The 16529-nt window shown below is 58.3% G+C and carries 16 protein-coding genes; 9 read left to right on the top strand and 7 right to left on the bottom strand.

Going from position 1 to position 16529, the window contains the following annotated elements; translation table 11 throughout:
- Nucleotides 1–57 precede the first annotated feature (57 nt).
- The 5 genes from DIT71_RS04930 (at nt 58) to DIT71_RS04910 (ending at nt 5830) form a co-directional block, all read left to right on the top strand.
- Nucleotides 58–1461, top strand: a complete 1404-nt coding sequence (locus tag DIT71_RS04930; RefSeq protein WP_114612092.1) for a sodium:solute symporter family transporter — start codon at nt 58–60, stop codon at nt 1459–1461.
- An 8-nt stretch (nt 1462–1469) separates the two neighbouring features.
- A complete protein-coding gene (locus DIT71_RS04925) occupies nt 1470–2420 on the top strand; it encodes a hypothetical protein (RefSeq protein WP_114612091.1) in 951 nt (316 codons plus the stop codon).
- Nucleotides 2421–2569: 149 nt separating this feature from the next.
- Nucleotides 2570–3085 carry a diaminobutyrate acetyltransferase gene (gene ectA / locus DIT71_RS04920; protein WP_114612090.1) on the top strand — a complete coding sequence of 172 codons (516 nt, stop codon included), beginning with the start codon at nt 2570–2572 and terminating at the stop codon, nt 3083–3085.
- Nucleotides 3086–3265: 180 nt separating this feature from the next.
- Nucleotides 3266–4708: an aspartate kinase gene (locus DIT71_RS04915; protein ID WP_114612089.1), complete on the top strand. Its 1443-nt coding sequence runs from the start codon at nt 3266–3268 to the stop codon at nt 4706–4708.
- A gap of 120 nt (nt 4709–4828) precedes the next feature.
- Entirely contained in the window at nt 4829–5830 is a 1002-nt protein-coding gene (locus tag DIT71_RS04910; protein ID WP_114612088.1) for a sigma-70 family RNA polymerase sigma factor, read from the top strand.
- A gap of 93 nt (nt 5831–5923) precedes the next feature.
- On the opposite strand, the gene DIT71_RS04905 is transcribed toward DIT71_RS04910, so the two are convergent.
- The 4 genes from DIT71_RS04905 to pdxH form a co-directional block, all read right to left on the bottom strand.
- Complete coding sequence (locus DIT71_RS04905; RefSeq protein WP_114612087.1) at nt 5924–6376, bottom strand: DUF3429 domain-containing protein; 453 nt, start codon at nt 6374–6376, stop codon at nt 5924–5926.
- Nucleotides 6373–6678, bottom strand: coding sequence for a DUF6482 family protein (locus DIT71_RS04900; protein ID WP_114612086.1), 306 nt, complete (start codon nt 6676–6678; stop codon nt 6373–6375). The genes DIT71_RS04905 and DIT71_RS04900 overlap by 4 nt, the downstream gene beginning before the upstream one ends.
- A gap of 109 nt (nt 6679–6787) precedes the next feature.
- Complete coding sequence (locus tag DIT71_RS04895) at nt 6788–7375, bottom strand: DNA-3-methyladenine glycosylase I (RefSeq protein WP_114612085.1); 588 nt, start codon at nt 7373–7375, stop codon at nt 6788–6790.
- A gap of 37 nt (nt 7376–7412) precedes the next feature.
- Entirely contained in the window at nt 7413–8048 is a 636-nt protein-coding gene (pdxH, locus tag DIT71_RS04890) for a pyridoxamine 5'-phosphate oxidase (protein ID WP_114612342.1), read from the bottom strand.
- Between the two features lie 176 nt (nt 8049–8224).
- On the opposite strand from pdxH, the gene DIT71_RS04885 reads away from it, so the two are divergent.
- On the top strand, nt 8225–11143 hold the full coding sequence (locus DIT71_RS04885) for a DUF748 domain-containing protein (RefSeq protein ID WP_114612084.1): 2919 nt from the start codon (nt 8225–8227) through the stop codon (nt 11141–11143).
- A 9-nt stretch (nt 11144–11152) separates the two neighbouring features.
- Here DIT71_RS04885 and DIT71_RS04880 read toward each other — a convergent pair whose 3' ends face one another.
- Nucleotides 11153–11965, bottom strand: a complete 813-nt coding sequence (locus DIT71_RS04880; protein ID WP_227537951.1) for a hypothetical protein — start codon at nt 11963–11965, stop codon at nt 11153–11155.
- A 106-nt stretch (nt 11966–12071) separates the two neighbouring features.
- Between DIT71_RS04880 and yfbR the strand changes: the two genes are divergently transcribed.
- Nucleotides 12072–12665, top strand: coding sequence for a 5'-deoxynucleotidase (gene yfbR / locus DIT71_RS04875; protein ID WP_114612083.1), 594 nt, complete (start codon nt 12072–12074; stop codon nt 12663–12665).
- 36 nt (nt 12666–12701) lie between these two features.
- Here the strand turns inward: yfbR and DIT71_RS04870 are convergent, their stop codons facing one another.
- Nucleotides 12702–13736: an SPFH domain-containing protein gene (locus DIT71_RS04870; RefSeq protein WP_114612082.1), complete on the bottom strand. Its 1035-nt coding sequence runs from the start codon at nt 13734–13736 to the stop codon at nt 12702–12704.
- 2 nt (nt 13737–13738) lie between these two features.
- Complete coding sequence (locus tag DIT71_RS04865) at nt 13739–14197, bottom strand: NfeD family protein (RefSeq protein WP_114612081.1); 459 nt, start codon at nt 14195–14197, stop codon at nt 13739–13741.
- Nucleotides 14198–14294: 97 nt separating this feature from the next.
- Here DIT71_RS04865 and DIT71_RS04860 point away from each other — a divergent pair, with 97 nt between their 5' ends.
- Nucleotides 14295–15110 carry an SDR family NAD(P)-dependent oxidoreductase gene (locus DIT71_RS04860; RefSeq protein ID WP_114612080.1) on the top strand — a complete coding sequence of 272 codons (816 nt, stop codon included), beginning with the start codon at nt 14295–14297 and terminating at the stop codon, nt 15108–15110.
- Nucleotides 15111–15238: 128 nt separating this feature from the next.
- On the top strand, nt 15239–16339 hold the full coding sequence (locus tag DIT71_RS04855; protein WP_114612079.1) for a GGDEF domain-containing protein: 1101 nt from the start codon (nt 15239–15241) through the stop codon (nt 16337–16339).
- The last annotated feature ends 190 nt before the right edge of the window (nt 16340–16529 follow it).

Below are 16529 nucleotides of genomic sequence, written 5' to 3'. Positions count from 1 at the left end.
CCAGAAGTAACCGAACCAGCCCCGGATAGTGAATAAAGAACGAGGACAGAACAGACAATGAATTTCACGGAAGCCTCCCTGTTTTGGGGATTTTTGGTGGTTTATGGGGTGGTGATGTATGTGTTGTCCCCCAAAAGCAGGAACGCCAATTCTTTCTACAAGGGAGCGGATGACGAAGGCAATCCGGTGGGGCAGTGGTCGCTGACGGCGAGTATTTTTATCAGCTGGATCTTTGCCAAGTCGGTGACCAATGCTGCCAACCTGGGTGCCGCCTATGGTGTGACCGGGGGGCTTGCTTATGCCAGCTACTGGTTGTCGATTCCGGTGGCCGGGTACATTATTTACCTGATTCGTACCCAGACCGGTGCCCGCAGTCTGCAGGAATTCCTGACATCCCGTTTTGGCCGGCTTGCCAGTCTGGCGTTTGCGGCGGCGATTCTGATCCGGCTGTATAACGAGGTCTGGAGCAATACCGCGGTGGTCGGAGGTTATTTCGGGTTGCCGGGGGAATGGGAATACTATGGCGCAGCCATGCTGTTTACGGTGTTTACCCTGGCCTACAGCCTCAAGGGCGGTTTGCGGTCTTCGATATTTACCGATGTGATCCAGACGTTTGTGTTTGTGTTTTTTGTCGGTGCGGTGCTGTTTCTGATTGTACCGGCCAACGATACCAGTGCCCTGCTGACCAGTGGCGAATTCAAGCTTAACGCCGGTTTTGACCTGTTGCTGGTGGCTCTGCTGCAGATGTTCAGCTACCCCTTCCACGACCCCGTACTGACGGACAGGGGCTTCGTGAACAAAGAGAAGACCATGCTCAAAAGCTTCGTGGTGGCGGGGCTGCTTGGGTTTGTGGCGGTGTTTATCTTCAGTCTGGTCGGCGTGCATGCCCGCCTGAACGGTATCGAGGCCATGGGCAATGCGCCCGCAGCGGTAGGGCAGTCTTTGGGCCTGGCGGCACTGTTCTTTATGAGTGTGGTGATGATGACATCTGCCGGCTCGACGCTGGATTCCACCTTCAGCTCGCTGGCCAAGTCGCTGGCGGTGGACCTGCCGCGGCTGGCGAAGCGGGCGAAAGACCGGTTGCCCAGTGTGCGCGTGGGCGCAGTGATCATGATCGTGTTTGCGTTCCTGGGTAACCTGCCTATGTTTGCCGGCACCGACATCCTCAAGGCCACGACCATTTCCGGAACCATGGTGATGGGGCTGGCGCCGGTATTCCTGTTCTACGGCTTCACCCGCTGGTCGCCCTGGAGTTTCCACCTGAGTTTCTGGACCGGCCTGGGATTGGGCCTGTTGCTGGCGATAGGTCTGATTCCGTCGAGCTGGGCCATTGGCGATGGTGCCTACAACATGTTGCTGGGCGTCAACGCCTACGGATTTCTGATCTGTACAGCCGGCTTCTTTGCGCCTCTGGTGGTTCGCCGGCTTGCCGGACGCACACTCGCAACCGGTGAGGCATAGGTACCGTCATGAGCGAAGGTCGAAGCTGCCCCCTGGCCTATCGTTACAGGCCTTCCGACTTGTGCCTGGACCCCCGCCCGGTATCCGAAGACGTGCTCTACGTTGTTGGGGGCCTTTACGGAAACCCTTATGCGCTTGATGAAATCGAGCGGATGGCGCGCGCGGAGGAACAGCAGGGGCGCAGGGTGAGGCTGGTCTTCAATGGCGATTTTAACTGGTTCAACGCCAGCGACAGTCTGTTCCGGGAGATTAACAGCCGCGTGCTGGAGCACACCGTCAGCCTGGGTAATGTGGACTACGAACTGGCCACGCCCAACGATGGTGCCGGTTGTGGCTGTGCCTATCCGGATTTCGTGGACGAGCGTGTGGTAGCGCGCTCCAACGCCATGATGGAACGGCTTCAGGCTGTCGCGGGTAACCATCCGGATCTTCAGCAACGGCTCCGCCTTCTGCCCCGCTATCGTTGTCTGTTGCTTGGAGGCCTAAAGGTTTTGGTGCTTCATGGTGATCCCGGATCCCTGGCCGGATGGGGGCTGGCTCACGAGTCCTTTGTGGCAGGTAACGGGCACGAGCTTACCGAATGGTTCAGGCGTACCGGCGCTGATGTGATTGCTTCCACCCATACCTGTCTGCCGGTGCTCTGGTCAGGTACCGTGGACGGGCGCAGTCGCACGGTGGTCAACAACGGCTCCGCCGGCATGGGTAACCTGGCGCAGGACCCGCGGGGGCTGATTACCCGCATTGCCCTGACCGCTCCGCTGCATGAGCCTGTTGCGGGTTTTGACAGCAAAGGGCTGAGCGTATCCCTGCTGCCGGTAGCCTATGACCTGGCTGCCTGGCTGTCCCGGTTTGACCAGCTATGGCCCGCCGGGTCGGCAGCGGCGGACTCCTACCGTGATCGCATAAGCGGCGGAACGTCCCTGACACCCGGTCGCGTTGTTTTTCCGCCCAGTGTTTGATCGATTTGTCACTGGCCAGGGCGATAATCCGTTCTATTATTAAAGCATGGGGCACGCTGTTGGCAGTGCTCCCTGGAAAGGCTGACTTGAAATATATTTTGTGGTCTATATAATTTAGCGCTAACTTTTTGAGGCGGATCGATCACGTTATGACATCAGAAGGCTCGAATATCACCGCCATCAACCTTCGCACACCGGTCAAGGATGATGGCTACAGGCTTCACCAGCTCGTGGCAGAGTGCCCACCTCTGGACCCCAACTCGATCTACTGCAACCTCCTGCAGTGCAGCCACTTTGCCGAAACCGGCGTGGCGGCGGAGATAGACGGCGATCTGGTCGGCTTTATTTCCGGGTACATTCCCCCCCAGCAGCCCGAAACCGTGTTTGTCTGGCAGGTCGCGGTTCACGAAAAAGGTCGTGGGCAGGGTCTGGCCAAGCGGATGCTGAAGGCGATCGTGGCCCGGGACGCGTGCAAAGACGTGACCCATATGGAAACCACCATCACCGAAGACAACGAGGCTTCCTGGGCGCTGTTCCGGTCTTTTGCCCGGGACATGGGTGCTGAACTCACCTATCACGAGCACTTTGAGAAAGACATCCACTTTGGCGGCAAGCACGACTCGGAATTCCTGCTCCGCATCGGGCCCTTTACAAAGCCGGCTTAACAGCCTTGACGAAGTGACCAACTGCCTGATGCCGCAGACGACCAGCGGGGGAATATGCACAAAGGTGCTAAACTTCCAGCTCAAAGCGTGGATGAAATCATGCAGGAAGGAATGAGCAAGGCCTCCTGAGGCATCTGCCATTCTCCCAAATTCATTCTGCAGGATAACGACGGTAACACTATGACTAGCGAACTCCATACCGTAGAGAAAATTGGCGGCACCTCAATGAGTAACTACGAGGCTGTGCGCGATAACATCATTCTTGGCGGGCGCGAAAAAGAAGACTACTACCAGCGCATATTTGTGGTCTCCGCCTACGGCGGTGTCACCGATGAACTGCTGGAACACAAGAAAACCGGCGAACCAGGCGTTTATGCCCTGTTTGCGGATGCGGAATCGGACTGGGCCTGGGGCGACGACCTGACCAAGCTGATCAAATTCCTCACCGACATCAACGGCGAACTGTTCAAGGACCCCATGCTCAAGCAGCAGGCGGACCAGTTTATTACCGACCGGATTGAAGGGGTTCGTGGTTGCCTGATTGATCTGCAGCGGCTGTGCTCCTATGGCCAGTTCCAGCTGGAGGAACATCTGCTGACGGTCCGGGAAATGCTGGCCGGCATCGGCGAGGCGCACAGCGCCTTCAACACCGCCCTGAAGCTTCAGCAGGAAGGCATCAATGCCCGCTTCGTGGACCTGACGGGCTGGCGTGATAACGAGTTGCTGCCCCTGGATGAAAAGCTCAAGCAGGCTTTTGATGCGGTGGACCTGACCCGCGAACTGCCGATCGTCACCGGCTACGCTCAGTGCAGCGAAGGCCTGATGCGTACTTTCGATCGCGGCTACAGCGAGATGACCTTCAGCCGGGTGGCGGTCATCACCAACGCCCGTGAGGCCATTATCCACAAGGAATACCATCTCAGCTCCGCCGACCCCAACATTGTAGGCGCGGACAAGGTGGTACCCCTGGGCCGTACCAACTACGATGTGGCGGATCAGCTGGCCAATCTGGGAATGGAAGCGATCCACCCCCGGGCCGGCAAGGGTATGCGCCAGAACGAGATTCCGCTGCGGGTCATGAACACCTTCGAGCCGGAGCACACCGGTACCCTGATCACCGGTGATTACGTCAGTGAGAAACCCCAGGTAGAGATCATCGCCGGCAACAAGGGCGTGTTTGCCATCGAGGTGTTTGACCAGGACATGCAGGGGGAGCCCGGCTCTGATCGCCGGATTCTTGAGGTGCTTGGCCGCTTCAAGGTGCGTTTCGTGTCCAAGGATACCAACGCCAACACCATCACCCATTACGTTGATAGCACTCTCAAGCACGTCAAGCGGGTAGTCCGGGCACTGAAAGACGAGTTCCCCAATGCCGAAGTGAACACCCGCAAGGTCGCGATCGTTTCTGCCATCGGCAGTGACATCAAGATCCCCGGTATCCTGGCGCGATCGGTCAAGGCGCTGGCGGATGAGGAGATCAGTGTTCTGGCCCTGCATCAGTGCATGCGCCAGGTGGATATCCAGTTTGTGGTGGATGAAGACGCCTACAAGAAGACGATCGTGGCGCTTCACGCCGTACTGATCGAGCCCTATAACCACGAGTACGCCATCGTCGCAGCATAAGCCGGGCAGGGTTCGCCCTGTCCGTAATTGCCGCAACGGGCCCTCGTGGCCCCGGTAGCCGGGAATCCATGGCACTGTTCCGCGCGTATCTTTTATAAATTTACGACCGGAACCTGAGCCATGAGTGAACTTCTGAGCCCGGGGCCGTCTCCGACCATAGCCCACTCCGGCGAAACGGAATCCCTTGTAGGGCTGTACTTCAGGGATGCGTCCCGTTATGAACTGCTGACCAATGAAGGCGAGCGCCGTCTGTCCCGCAGATTGTCTTTCTGTTACCGGATCATTTCCAGGGAATTGGACCTGCCGGAAGACACGCCCCAAACCTTTCGTGAAGTTGTCGGGAGCCTGGGGGATGCCTGCGCGTTTTCCACCCGCTGCCGCCGTGCCTACCAGCTTGCCACTGACAGCCGCCAGCGGCTGATTCGTAGCAATCTGCGGCTGGCGGTCCATATCGCACGGCGCTATGCCAATCGCGGTATTCCTATGTCGGATGTGATCCAGGACGCCAACGTTGGCCTGATCAAGGCGGTGGAACGGTTTGACCCCACCAAGGGATTCCGTTTCTCCACCTATGCCTACTGGTGGATCAGCGAGGAGGTGAAACGCTGCATGAAGCGGGGTTCCCGTCTGGTGCATACGCCTGAAAACGTGGTGGATGAAATTCGCCTGCTGCAGAAAAAATCCCTGATGCTTCACCAGACCCTCGGCCGCACGCCATCCCAAAGCGAGCTGGCACAGGAAATTGAGGTGTCGCCATCGCGCATCGGAGAGCTGCGGGCGCTGGCAAACATGGAAGTGTCCGTGGATACGCCGGTGACCACAGAGGGAAGCGTCACCCTGGGTGACAGCCTGAGCGCCGGAGAACAGTCGGCGCCGGATCATGAGATGGTGCACCGGGACCGCAAGCGCACCCTGGCAGCGCTGTTGGCTGACCTGAGTTCCCGGGAAAAAGATGTACTGGCCAGACGCTTCGGCCTGGGCTTGCCCGAGCCGGAAACGCTGCAGGTGATTTCCGACCATCTGGGCATCAGCCGTGAACGGGTCAGGCAGATTGAAAAAGGCGCCCTGAAGAAACTGAGGACCCGGGTTGAAAGCCCGGAGGATGTATTCCGGAGCTACTAGGCTCCGGAAGTTTTGAATAATGGCCGATTCATAGTGACCGCTTCTATAGAAATGGGTTTTTGTAAAAAAAGAGGCGTGTTCAAATTTCGAAAGTCAGCCGTGCGCCATGAAAAACCAGGTGCCGGCTACGACCTGACAGAGCAGCACAACGGCTGTCAGCACCAACCTTAGCTTCAGATACCAGGCCGGCCAGTACACCCGCATCCAGCGTGCATCGACCACGTAAAGTCCCAAATAGGCAAGTGTATACAATACAATCTGTGCGGTAACGGGCAGCAACAGGCCGATGCCGGCGGTAATGAAGAAAACCTGGCTGAGCAGCATGGTGACCAGTGGGGAAATCGGATAGCACCGGTTTTCAAGCTGCATGGCCAGGGGCCAGTAGATACCGGCCATGAAGGCCAGGATGCCGGCACTGTAAAGGTAAAAATAACCGATAATGGCGACACTTTTGGCCGGCATCATGAACAGGCCTAGTATTGCCGCAAGAAACGGCAGTAGTCCGGCGATACCTACGACAATCGCCAGTCTGGCGACCGCAATCACGAGTCGCGCCCCTGGACCCGTATTCTCATGGGTTCAATCTCAGCAGGCTCCATGCCGACCATTTCATGGTATGCCGAGGGATGAACCACGTCTGTGGAAATAACGTTGAATACCGCGAAGGTGTCCTGTATCTCCCAGCTGCTGCGGAATAATCGTGTGTTGCCTTTGGCATCGGACAGCAGGAAATAGTCTCCGTCGATAACCAGCCTCGCCATGTACTGCTGGCCTTCCAGCGAAATGATTTCCAGAAGGTCGATGGTCAGATCTGGCTTTTGCCTGAGTTCGTCCAGGGTTAGTCTCACCGTTTTGCTCTCGTAGTAGGACTCGGGAATGATTTATTACCCACGGACTTACGAGCGGAGGGGCGTTTGGGATCATCCCGGGGCCTGAAACCGTCAGGCAAACAGGGTTTCAGACCTTGCCAGCGAGTGCGCGGCAGACAGTATGCTGGGGGCAGGTCGTCAGGTGGTCATTTACCATTCCCACCGCCTGCATGAACGCGTAAACAATGGTGGGCCCGACAAAGTTGAAACCGCTTTTTTTGAGCGCCCTGGACATGGCCTCCGCTTCCGGGGTGTAGACAGGCACGTCTTCAATGCGGTGCCAGTTGTTCTGTACCGGCTCGCCATTTACGAACGACCAGAGGAACTCACTGAACGAGTGGCCCTGCGCCTGCAGGTCGAGATATCCCCGGGCGTTGCGGATAATGGATTCAACTTTCAGGCGGTTGCGCACGATGCCCCGATTCTGCAGCAGGGATTCAACCCTGCTTTCATCGTACTGGGCGATGCATTCCGGATCGAAGTGATCGTAGGCTGCCCGGTAATTTTGCTGTTTTTTCAGGATGGTAAGCCAGCTTAACCCCGCCTGCTGGCCATCCAGGCACAGCTTCTCGAACAGCGCCAGATCGTCGTGTTCGGGGCGGCCCCAGACATTATCGTGGTACTCGATGTAAACAGGGTCATCGCCACACCAGGGGCAGCGTTGATGATCATCCATAGATACTCCTGCTCGCTTTAAAGCCTGTGGCGCGGTATCAGGGCTGAAGCCGGTCGATGGCCCAGCCGTTGTCCTGTTTCACGTACTCGAACCGGTCGTGAAGCCGGCTTGGCCGGCCCTGCCAGAATTCGATCCGCTCCGGGACCACCCGATAACCGCCCCAGAAATCCGGCAGTGGAATCTCGCCCTCGCTGAACCGTCGCTTCATCTCCGCAACTTTCTGCTCGAGCAGCCCCCGGGAGGTAATGGCCCGGCTCTGCTCCGATACCCAGGCACCAATCTGGCTGCCCCGGGGGCGGGAAGCGAAGTACCGCAGTGACTCGGATTTACTGACCTTCTCCACCCTGCCTTGTATCCGCACCTGGCGGTTAAGGGTGAGCCAGGGAAACAGCAGGGCCGCTTGCGGATTCTCGGCCAGTTCCCGGGCCTTACGGCTGCCATAATTGGTGTAGAACACGAAACCCGACTCATCAAAGTATTTCAGCAGCACCGTCCGTATGTCCGGCATGCCGTCGCCGCCGGTGGTGGCCAATGACATTGCATTGGGCTCGAGAATACCGGCTTCACGGGCATCGCCGAACCACGTCTGGAACTGCATGACCGGGTTGTTATCGAGAGCATCGCGGTCAAGGCCTTCGCTCTCGAAGTCGCGGCGCATATCGCTAATGTCCATCAGGGTTACCTGTTTGTTGAATTCGTCGTTCAATACGTTGACGACAGAATATCGGGTTCACCGGGGCTTGTCAGTCCACAGGTATTTCTGGCTGACAAAACCGTTACTTGCGGACTATCCTTGTTTATCAGACAGGGGCCCTTTTGTGCCCGTCACCGCTGATTAACAAGGAGAACATGGTGGTCGCAAACCGCACACGACGATTGTCTGTCAGAAATATCTCGATCGTTGTTCTGGTCCTGGTCGTGATTTACGCCCTCCTCGGGTTTCTGGCGCTGCCCTGGTGGCTGGAGCGGGCCCTGCCGGAAAGGCTGGAGCAGCACATGGGATGGCAGGCGGAAGTCGGAGACGTCCGCGTGAACCCGTTTGTCATGAGCGTCGAGATTGTGGATCTCGATGCCGATGACAGCAATGGTGACGCGGTTCTTGCCTTTGACCGCCTCTATACCAACCTCGGGGTCTGGCGACTGGTTACCGGTGTTGTTGCGTTACAGAACATCGAGCTGGAAGAACCCTACATCCGGCTGGACCTGCTTGACGACTACAGCGTGAACTTTGCAGAGGACTGGCAGGCGAACAACGCTGCGGCAGAGGCCCCGGCCGAGGATGAGGGCGCATCGGAAGAGCCCATCCGTCTGCAATTCGATCGTGTCAGGGTAGCCGGTGGCGAACTGTTATTCCGCGACTTCAGCCAGCAGGAGCAGGAAAACTTCCGCGTGACTCCTCTGGATCTGGCGTTGAATGATCTGGCCACCTGGCCGCGGGAGGAGTCCGACAGCAACTATTACCTGTTGGCGGCGGTCGGCAGCCAGACCATAGAATGGGAAGGTGATCTCAGTATTGCGCCCCTGTATTCAAGAGGCTTCATCAAAATGGGCGGGGTGACTCATACCACGCTCCAGCACTTTTTGAAATCCTACCTTCCCTACCGGCTCAGCGATGGTCGCGTAACCCTGAGCACCGATTACGAGTTACGGGCCGACAATGAGCTGTCGCTGACCACCTCCGGCGGCCAGCTGAGCGTGGAAAACCTTGGCCTGGGCCTGGCGGATAGTGACGACGAGCTGCTCACGACCGACAGCATCCGGGTTGATGATATCCGCTTTGGCCTGAACAGCCGCGAGGCGTCGACCGGAACCGTTACTATTGACGCTGTGAACCTGTCGCTGCGTCGCGACCCGGACGGTTCGATCAATCTGCTTGCGCCATTTCAGGCAGGCACTGACGATAGCGGCGAGGAACAGGCCGACGATTCAGCAGGCAGCGATATGCCGTTCCGCTGGTCAGTAGCTGGCGTGGAGCTTGGCAACAGTTCCGTAAACTGGCAGGACCAGCAGTTGCGGACCAAAGCCGAGCTGGCGTTAAAAGACCTCAACATCGAGATCGGGAAGCTTTCCCATCAACTGGAAGATCCGGTCAACTACAGTGCCGATGCCACCCTGGGCGGTGGCGGCCGGCTGGTGTTCAACGGCCAGACGACACCCTCGCCGTTTACCCTGGAGGCGGGAATCGCCGGTTCCGACATCATTCTTGCCCAGTTTTCCGCCTATATCAATGAAGCAGCCAATCTGGATGTCCGGAATGGTCGCCTGAATGTGGACGGCAATCTTGATCTGGATCAGCAGCAGGATCCTCTTACCGGAACCTTCAGCGGCACCGGTGAAGTGTCGGAGCTGGACGTGCGTCTGGGGAACAGTGATCAGCGCCTGATTGGCTGGCAGACTCTGCGCCTGGAACCGGTGGAATACAATGTGGCGCCGGCGCGTCTGGAAATCGGAACCGTTACCCTGGCGGGTCCGACGGTGAATGTGGTTCGTGAACAGGATGGTGGCAACAACCTGCAGCGAATTGTGCGGTCGACACCACCGGAGGACTCCGCCGGAGATTCAGCGGCGGATGACAGTGAGCCGGAGTTTATTTTCCGCATCGGGCAGTTGATGCTGGAAGAAGGAACTGTTTCCTTCACCGACCGCACCCTCGACCCCACTTTTGCTACCCGTTTTGACCAGCTCCGTGGTTCAGTAACCGGGCTAAGCAACGTTGCCCCGCAGCAGGGTAAGGTGTCTGTCCAGGGGCGGGTTGGCGACGTTGGCAGCATGACGCTTGATGGTTCCGTGGGCGCCCTGGGAACAGACGATACCAGTGAGTTCGAGCTGAGCATGGAAAGTGTCTCTCTGCCCATATTGTCGCCCTACTTTGGCCGCTATCTGGGCTATGGTGTCGACAGTGGCAAACTGAACCTGGATCTGGATTACAAATTTTCCGGTACCACCATCGATGCCGGCAACAGTGTGGTCCTGAACCGTCTCGAACTCGGGCAATCGGTGCCCAGCGACCAGGCGATCAGTGCCCCGGTCAAGCTCGGCCTGGCGCTGCTGAGTGACAGCGACGGGGTTATCGATATTAACATCCCTATCAGTGGTGATCTGGAAAGCCCGGACTTCAGCATCGGACAGGTGGTCATGAGCGCCTTCGTCAACCTCGTAGCCAAAGCCGCCACGTCGCCGTTCAGCATGCTGGGTTCGATCGTGGATATGGCGGGCCTGTCGGGAGAGGATCTGGGCAGAATCAGTTTTGAGCCCGGACGGGTTGAGCCGGCCGAGGGCGAAACTGCCAAGCTGGAAGCGCTGGGGAAAGCGCTCAATGATCGCCCGTCGTTGGTGCTGAACATCCGTGGTGCAGTTTCACCGGAGGCCGATGCCAGCGGGCTGAGACAGCAGCGGCTGTTCGAGCGAGTGGGCATCGCCGGGAATACCCCGCCAGCTGAGCGTATCGCCCGGCTGGAGCAGGCTTACAGCAACTCTGATAACCTCGCCTCTCTGGATGCTTTCCGGGAGGAGGTCGCCGGCGAAGATGGCGAGATCGGCCAGTCGGAGTGGGAGCAGGCACTGGTAGACAGGCTGATGACCGATATTGAGTTGCCACCGGAGGCCCTGGGCAACCTGGCCTCGGCCCGGGGGGTCTGGTTACGCCGACAGATGCAGGAGAACTACAACGTACCGGAAAGCCAGCTCTTCCTGCGCGACCCGGTGCGGGATGCGAGTGCCGGTGAAGACGGCACGGTGACCATCAGCTTTGAGCTGGACGCCCGCTGACTCCCGGAGTCAGCGCCGGTCCAGGTCAGGCGGTAACTGAAGCCCGTAGCGGTCAACCATTTGCTGGTAACGGCCACTTTCGATCAGCGGCAATAGCATTTGCTCCAGGGATTCGGCACTGATCGGACCATTTTCACGAGCGAGGATATGGAGCAGATATCTCTGGTCGGCCACGTCGGATACCAGAAACCTGTCCCTGTCTCCGGGGTTTTGCTCCATGTACATCTGGAGGTAGGAACGACTGACGATGGCCACTTCCGCCACCGATGGCCGGTCGGCCTTGATCAAATTCAGGTTGCGACCATGGCTGTGCGAGAATTCGATTGCGAAGCGTTCCTGCAGTGCTGCATTGTCCGTCGACAGCCCGGCAAAGCCGTAATGGTAGCCGGAAATGGCGACAATATTCCGGTCAGCAATATTATCGAAAAAACGCTGGTCCCGCCCGGGCTTGTCGAGAGCCACATAGACTTCCTCATCGGCAAGCACCGGGCGGGTGGCGGTGACCGGTTGGGAATCCCATCCCCAGTCCAGGCTCTGGAAGAAGATGACGTCGTATAATCCGGCTTCAAAATCCAGGTACCGGCGTTGGGGAGAGGTGTGCACTACGCGGAAGGAGATGGCCTGCTCGTTGGTTTCAAGCTCGGTCAGAAGCTCTCCCAGCAAGCCGTCAGCCCTGCCCTGGTCGCGCACGGTAGCCACGGGTGGGAAATGATAGACACCGACGGCAATTTCGGTTTCTGATACTGCGCTGACAGGAAAGCCCAGGACCACGGACATGCAGGGAAACAGGAAGGCGGTTTTCAGCAGGCGTCTGACTTTCAAAATTGCGATTCCGCGCTGTTAAACATTGAACGTGAGTTCACATTAGCATCGTTGTTTCATTGCCAGAAGAGGTCAACTATAAACTCATGCAAAACGGGAAATTCTTGTGAGCCGTCCTCTCAGCCATTTTTTTGCCTATGTCAGCCGACTCCGATGGATCAGGCGCTGGGGGCTGATGCGTAACGCCATCGAAGAAAACGTCGCCACCCATTCCTGGGAGGTGGCCACCCTGGCCCACGCCCTGGCCATTATTCGCAACAGGCACTTTGGCGGGCAGGTGAACGTTGACCGGATCGCAGCCGCAGCGCTGTACCACGATGCCACTGAGGTTATTACGGGGGATATGCCGACGCCGGTCAAATATCACTCCAAAGTCATGCGGGAGGCTTTCGGGGATATAGAGCACAAGGCTGAGGCGGAGCTACTGGCCTTGCTTCCAGACGACCTTCGGGATGAATTTGCTCCATACATCCGTGAGTCACGCTGGGCGCCGGAAGAAAAAGAGCTGATCAAGGCAGCGGACCGGCTGTCAGCATTGCTGAAATGCCAGGCGGAAATGCAGGCGGGTAACAAGGAATTCGAGTCGGCAGCGGGGCACATCCTCAAAAAGCTGGAGGAAGATGCCCTGCCGGAAGTCATGTACTTTCTGGAAGTGTTTGCACCGGGGTACCAGCGACCGCTCGACAACCTTCTGGGATAAGGCTGGCGGCGGCCATCAATAGCCGGTCAGTTGGGCCTAGCTGTTGCCCGCTGAGGCCACCATGCCACCACGCAGGCCGTCCTGCTTCACGCTCTGGCGTACAATGTCCTCGGGGCTGCCGGCCAGTTCCCGGAACATGCCCATGGAACCCAGCAGGGCGGAGGACTCGTAGGGTACAAACACCCGCTCACCGTCCTTGGCCATGTTGGGCAGTACCTTGATATAGCTCTGGCCGAGCAGGTAACCGATAACCGTCTGCTTGTTGTCCTCGGTATCCCCGATGGCGCTCAACACCAGGCGGATGGATTCCTGCTCACCCTGGGCGCGCAGAATCGCAGATTCCTTGTCGCCCTCGGCATTGAGAATCGCGGATTCCCGCTGGCCCTGGGCCATGGCAATGGCTGCGGACTTCTCACCTTCCGCCTCGGTCACGGTGGCTCGGCGCTTCCGTTCAGCGGCCATCTGCAGGCGCATGGCCTCTTCCACTTCCTCGGGCATGCTGATGTCCTGAACCTCAACGCGGGTCAGCTTCACGCCCCATTTCGAAGCGGCTTCTTCCATTTCCGCCTGGATGGCGTTGTTCACTTCGCTACGGGATTCAAACAGCTTGTCCAGTTCCATCTTGCCGACCACCGAGCGCAGGGTGGTTTTCGCCAGCACCTCCACCGCCTGACTCATGTTGGCGACTTCATAGACGGCGCGGCGCGGATCAATGATCTGGTAATACAGGGCGCCATTGATGTTCACGGTCACGTTGTCGGTGGTCACCACCGGCTGGCCCGGAAAGTCCATCACTGTCTCGCGGCGGTCGATGCGGGTCTCGAAGCTGCTGCTGGGGTGGTATTCGTCGCCCATGCGGACATAGCGGGTCATGATGATGGCGCGGGGGCGTTCGATGAAGGGAATAATGATGTTTACGCCACTCTCGAGCACCCGGTTGAACGAACCCAGCCGCTCGATAACCATGACCTCGGACTGGCGTACGATGACCAGGCCCTTGGCGATAATGAAAATACCAATGACAACTAGAACGAGGCTGATAACCAGCCCGGGGGAAATAACCGATTCCATGTCTACTGCTCCTTGTGATTGATCGTGTGAACAACGGCGGTGGTGCCGTCAAAACGTTCGAAAATGACCTCGGTGCCTGCCGGCAAGTCGGTCATGCCGGTATCGCTGGTGCGCAGGCGGTAAAAGTCGCCATTGACCTTGATGCCGCTGGCGTTGTCAAAATCCCGTTTCAGCGTGCGGTAGGATCTGCCCTGCTCGACGCCGGTGCCGGTTGTTCCGTAAGCAACGCCTTTGGGGGAAAACCTGGGCCTGATCCAGCGGACGGCAAGTGGCACCAGAATGCCTGAAAATACACCCATGCCGACCAGCTGCCATTCCAAGGGCGCGCCCAGAAATGTCAGCAGGGCTGTCAGCGCAGCCGCCATGCCCAGTGCCAGCAGGACCAGCACCCCGGACGTCAGTTCGGCAAGGCTCAGCGCGAGGGCGAGAATCAGCCAGAAATGCGTGAGGCTCCACTCCATACAGACGAACACCCGTTAGTGACAGATAAATGATGAGAGCGGCGGATTGTACCCTGTTAGAGTGTGCAACACATCGCATAACAAGAGGTCATCGACGATGAAGGATCTGGACAACAGGGTAGCTGTGATCACCGGCGCGGGTTCCGGCATTGGCCGGGCACTGGCCGTGGCGCTGGCGGCAAAGGGGTGTCGTCTGGCGCTGTCAGATGTGAATGACAAGGGTCTTGCCGGAACAGCGGCCCAGTGCAGCACCACGGAGGTCAGAACCTACCGCCTGGACGTCGCCGACCGTGATGCCATCTATGCCCATGCGGATCAGGTTGTGGGCGATTTCGGACAGGTTAACCTGGTAATCAACAATGCCGGTGTGGCCCTGTCGTCCAGTGTTCGCGAAATGACCGACGAAGATTTCCGGTGGATCATGGATATCGACTTCTGGGGTGTAATCCATGGTACCCGGGCGCTCCTGCCGCACCTGATTGCTTCCGGGGACGGTCACGTGGTGAACGTATCCAGCGTGTTCGGGTTGATTGGCGTGCCCAAGCAAAGCGCCTACAACGCCGCGAAATTTGCGGTTCGCGGTTTTACCGAATCCCTGCGCCAGGAAATGAAGCTGGAAAAGCAGCCAGTAGCCGTGAGCTGTGTGCATCCCGGCGGTATTCGCACCAACATTGCCAATTCGGCCCGCATGGGCAAATCCGAAAACGCCGATGCCCAGCGCAAGGGCTTCGACAAGATCGCCATGACCACACCGGAAAAAGCGGCCAACATCATTATCAGGGGTATACTGAAAGATGAGTCCCGTATTCTGGTGGGGCCGGATGCCTGGGGTATCGATGCCCTGAACCGGGTCCTCGGATCCGCTTACCAGCCGCTGGTAGAGCGGTTGTCCCGCAAGAATCTCTACCGCTGATCCGCAGCCCGGCTGCGGGAGTGATTGATGCCCGGTGACTGGCGCTGTATATTTTGCGTACAGCGCTGGTGTGCCGGGGAGGCTGGGCACCAGCATCACGTTCGCTGTATGTCAGGGAAAGAGGCAGCATGAAAGCACCACTGCACCCGGATCTTGGTGCATCCCTTGAGCAGAGCCGCTCCGGGCTCCGGGACACACATCGCCGTTCACTGATGAGGACACTGTTTCTGGTGACCGGCTCTGCACTGGTGGTTTTTGGCTGCCTGCAGGTTCTGAACGGCTATCTCTGGATCGCTGCCGGCGAATTTTTTGCCAGTGTCATGCTGTTTCTTGGCGTTATCCGGGTCAGTAAGACGCCTTACCTGCAAGTCTGGATCTACAGTTACCTGGTCACCGGGTTCTCGTTCGCCCTGTTGATCCTGCTCGTGCCTGACGCTTCCGTCACCGCGTTCGTCTGGGTGCTGATGATGCCGGTCCTGGCCTATCTCCTGCTGGGAAAGAAGGAGGGCTTCTGGCTCAGTGCACCGTTCATGTTGGCCGGGTGCGTGGCCTATTACTTTCACCTGGAATTCATCGTCGACGCAGGAAGCATGATCGACCTCCTGAACATGGTGCTTTGCGCCGTGCTGATGCTGAGCTTTATCCACCTCTACGAAACCCGGCGCGAGGAAGCTGAACAGAAGCTGTTTACCCTGGCGCAGACGGACGCACTCACCGGTCTGTCCAACCGCGCCAGCTTCCAGAGCACCCTCAGCCGTACCCTCGCGGAGTGCGCTCGCAGTGGTTCGGGTTTTGCCCTGGTCATCATGGATATCGACCATTTCAAGGTGGTCAACGACACCATGGGCCATGACGCCGGCGATCACGTGCTGCGAAACATCGGCCAGCGACTGACCGAACGCCTGCGCACCACCGACTCTGTCGGCCGCCTTGGCGGAGAGGAATTCGGCCTGATACTGCGGGACGTCAAGCCGGAGGATTCGTTCGAATTAATGGACGAACTGCGCCAGCGTATTGCCGACAGCGAACTGTCCTACGGCGAAGCCGTCATCAACGTGACCGCGTCTTTCGGCATTGCCCACTACCCTGATCACGGTACCGAGGCGGAAACCCTCTTCCGGACCGCCGACCGCTGCCTGTTCAGCGGCAAACGCGCCGGCCGCAACACGGTAGCCCGGGCCGGCATATCACCGGTCAGCGGCTCGCGTCTTGCCGGCGGCCCCGGTTAGCTCGCCAACCTCCACTTCATACCCAGGGACCATGGGCTAGGCCGTCTGTCGTTTCATTCACTTGCTTTCCGTTTGTAATCCCGGACTATGCCCTAATAGTCTGACGGATGGGGGGAGGGATTATTTTCCGCCAGGAAAAAGGTGTCTGAGCGCAGCGAGTTCTTTTTCCCAAGGAAAAATAATCCCTCCC

Source organism: Marinobacter vulgaris, from assembly GCF_003344045.1.
GTDB classification, from domain to species: Bacteria; Pseudomonadota; Gammaproteobacteria; order Pseudomonadales; family Oleiphilaceae; genus Marinobacter; species Marinobacter vulgaris.
This window is presented reverse-complemented; position numbering and strand designations above follow the sequence as displayed.

Coding starts and splice junctions, on each gene's coding strand:
- DIT71_RS04870 (WP_114612082.1), bottom strand. CDS start 13,736: ATGGAATCGGTTATTTCCCCCGGGCTGGTTATCAGCCTCGTTCTAGTT.
- DIT71_RS04925 (WP_114612091.1), top strand. CDS start 1,470: ATGAGCGAAGGTCGAAGCTGCCCCCTGGCCTATCGTTACAGGCCTTCC.
- pdxH (WP_114612342.1), bottom strand. CDS start 8,048: ATGGACATTAGCGATATGCGCCGCGACTTCGAGAGCGAAGGCCTTGAC.
- DIT71_RS04910 (WP_114612088.1), top strand. CDS start 4,829: ATGAGTGAACTTCTGAGCCCGGGGCCGTCTCCGACCATAGCCCACTCC.
- DIT71_RS04865 (WP_114612081.1), bottom strand. CDS start 14,197: ATGGAGTGGAGCCTCACGCATTTCTGGCTGATTCTCGCCCTCGCGCTG.
- DIT71_RS04915 (WP_114612089.1), top strand. CDS start 3,266: ATGACTAGCGAACTCCATACCGTAGAGAAAATTGGCGGCACCTCAATG.
- DIT71_RS04855 (WP_114612079.1), top strand. CDS start 15,239: ATGAAAGCACCACTGCACCCGGATCTTGGTGCATCCCTTGAGCAGAGC.
- DIT71_RS04885 (WP_114612084.1), top strand. CDS start 8,225: ATGGTGGTCGCAAACCGCACACGACGATTGTCTGTCAGAAATATCTCG.
- DIT71_RS04930 (WP_114612092.1), top strand. CDS start 58: ATGAATTTCACGGAAGCCTCCCTGTTTTGGGGATTTTTGGTGGTTTAT.
- DIT71_RS04895 (WP_114612085.1), bottom strand. CDS start 7,375: ATGGATGATCATCAACGCTGCCCCTGGTGTGGCGATGACCCTGTTTAC.
- ectA (WP_114612090.1), top strand. CDS start 2,570: ATGACATCAGAAGGCTCGAATATCACCGCCATCAACCTTCGCACACCG.
- DIT71_RS04860 (WP_114612080.1), top strand. CDS start 14,295: ATGAAGGATCTGGACAACAGGGTAGCTGTGATCACCGGCGCGGGTTCC.